3 protein-coding genes are annotated in these 2,025 nt (G+C 59.5%); all 3 read left to right on the forward strand.

Annotation, left to right across the window (positions count from 1 at the left end; all coding sequences use genetic code 11):
* Positions 1-109 precede the first annotated feature (109 nt).
* Entirely contained in the window at positions 110-457 is a 348-nt protein-coding gene (locus tag M0413_RS22485) for a quaternary ammonium compound efflux SMR transporter QacE delta 1 (protein ID WP_000679427.1), read from the forward strand.
* Complete coding sequence (gene sul1, locus M0413_RS22490) at positions 451-1,290, forward strand: sulfonamide-resistant dihydropteroate synthase Sul1 (protein WP_000259031.1); 840 nt, start codon at positions 451-453, stop codon at positions 1,288-1,290. Before M0413_RS22485 ends, sul1 begins: the two co-directional genes overlap by 7 nt.
* A gap of 127 nt (positions 1,291-1,417) precedes the next feature.
* Complete coding sequence (locus M0413_RS22495) at positions 1,418-1,918, forward strand: GNAT family N-acetyltransferase (RefSeq protein WP_000376623.1); 501 nt, start codon at positions 1,418-1,420, stop codon at positions 1,916-1,918.
* Positions 1,919-2,025: the final 107 nt, after the last annotated feature.

Below are 2,025 nucleotides of genomic sequence, written 5' to 3' on the forward strand. Positions count from 1 at the left end.
GTTAGATGCACTAAGCACATAATTGCTCACAGCCAAACTATCAGGTCAAGTCTGCTTTTATTATTTTTAAGCGTGCATAATAAGCCCTACACAAATTGGGAGATATATCATGAAAGGCTGGCTTTTTCTTGTTATCGCAATAGTTGGCGAAGTAATCGCAACATCCGCATTAAAATCTAGCGAGGGCTTTACTAAGCTTGCCCCTTCCGCCGTTGTCATAATCGGTTATGGCATCGCATTTTATTTTCTTTCTCTGGTTCTGAAATCCATCCCTGTCGGTGTTGCTTATGCAGTCTGGTCGGGACTCGGCGTCGTCATAATTACAGCCATTGCCTGGTTGCTTCATGGGCAAAAGCTTGATGCGTGGGGCTTTGTAGGTATGGGGCTCATAATTGCTGCCTTTTTGCTCGCCCGATCCCCATCGTGGAAGTCGCTGCGGAGGCCGACGCCATGGTGACGGTGTTCGGCATTCTGAATCTCACCGAGGACTCCTTCTTCGATGAGAGCCGGCGGCTAGACCCCGCCGGCGCTGTCACCGCGGCGATCGAAATGCTGCGAGTCGGATCAGACGTCGTGGATGTCGGACCGGCCGCCAGCCATCCGGACGCGAGGCCTGTATCGCCGGCCGATGAGATCAGACGTATTGCGCCGCTCTTAGACGCCCTGTCCGATCAGATGCACCGTGTTTCAATCGACAGCTTCCAACCGGAAACCCAGCGCTATGCGCTCAAGCGCGGCGTGGGCTACCTGAACGATATCCAAGGATTTCCTGACCCTGCGCTCTATCCCGATATTGCTGAGGCGGACTGCAGGCTGGTGGTTATGCACTCAGCGCAGCGGGATGGCATCGCCACCCGCACCGGTCACCTTCGACCCGAAGACGCGCTCGACGAGATTGTGCGGTTCTTCGAGGCGCGGGTTTCCGCCTTGCGACGGAGCGGGGTCGCTGCCGACCGGCTCATCCTCGATCCGGGGATGGGATTTTTCTTGAGCCCCGCACCGGAAACATCGCTGCACGTGCTGTCGAACCTTCAAAAGCTGAAGTCGGCGTTGGGGCTTCCGCTATTGGTCTCGGTGTCGCGGAAATCCTTCTTGGGCGCCACCGTTGGCCTTCCTGTAAAGGATCTGGGTCCAGCGAGCCTTGCGGCGGAACTTCACGCGATCGGCAATGGCGCTGACTACGTCCGCACCCACGCGCCTGGAGATCTGCGAAGCGCAATCACCTTCTCGGAAACCCTCGCGAAATTTCGCAGTCGCGACGCCAGAGACCGAGGGTTAGATCATGCCTAGCATTCACCTTCCGGCCGCCCGCTAGCGGACCCTGGTCAGGTTCCGCGAAGGTGGGCGCAGACATGCTGGGCTCGTCAGGATCAAACTGCACTATGAGGCGGCGGTTCATACCGCGCCAGGGGAGCGAATGGACAGCGAGGAGCCTCCGAACGTTCGGGTCGCCTGCTCGGGTGATATCGACGAGGTTGTGCGGCTGATGCACGACGCTGCGGCGTGGATGTCCGCCAAGGGAACGCCCGCCTGGGACGTCGCGCGGATCGACCGGACATTCGCGGAGACCTTCGTCCTGAGATCCGAGCTCCTAGTCGCGAGTTGCAGCGACGGCATCGTCGGCTGTTGCACCTTGTCGGCCGAGGATCCCGAGTTCTGGCCCGACGCCCTCAAGGGGGAGGCCGCATATCTGCACAAGCTCGCGGTGCGACGGACACATGCGGGCCGGGGTGTCAGCTCCGCGCTGATCGAGGCTTGCCGCCATGCCGCGCGAACGCAGGGGTGCGCCAAGCTGCGGCTCGACTGCCACCCGAACCTGCGTGGCCTATACGAGCGGCTCGGATTCACCCACGTCGACACTTTCAATCCCGGCTGGGATCCAACCTTCATCGCAGAACGCCTAGAACTCGAAATCTAACGTCCGTTCGGGCATCGAGGTCCATGTCGGGGTGGGACGGGCCCGTGGCTTCAAGATCACTTGCAGTCCGACCGCGATGTCTTGGTTGCGCGAGAGGTTGTCGATAT

Source organism: Shewanella sp. 8A, assembly GCF_023475945.1.
GTDB classification, from domain to species: Bacteria; Pseudomonadota; Gammaproteobacteria; order Enterobacterales; family Shewanellaceae; genus Shewanella; species Shewanella xiamenensis.

Bases quoted from the DNA above. Each gene is read 5' to 3' on its own strand.
- M0413_RS22485 (WP_000679427.1), top strand. From the start codon at position 110: ATGAAAGGCTGGCTTTTTCTTGTTATCGCAATAGTTGGCGAAGTAATC.
- sul1 (WP_000259031.1), top strand. From the start codon at position 451: ATGGTGACGGTGTTCGGCATTCTGAATCTCACCGAGGACTCCTTCTTC.
- M0413_RS22495 (WP_000376623.1), top strand. From the start codon at position 1,418: ATGGACAGCGAGGAGCCTCCGAACGTTCGGGTCGCCTGCTCGGGTGAT.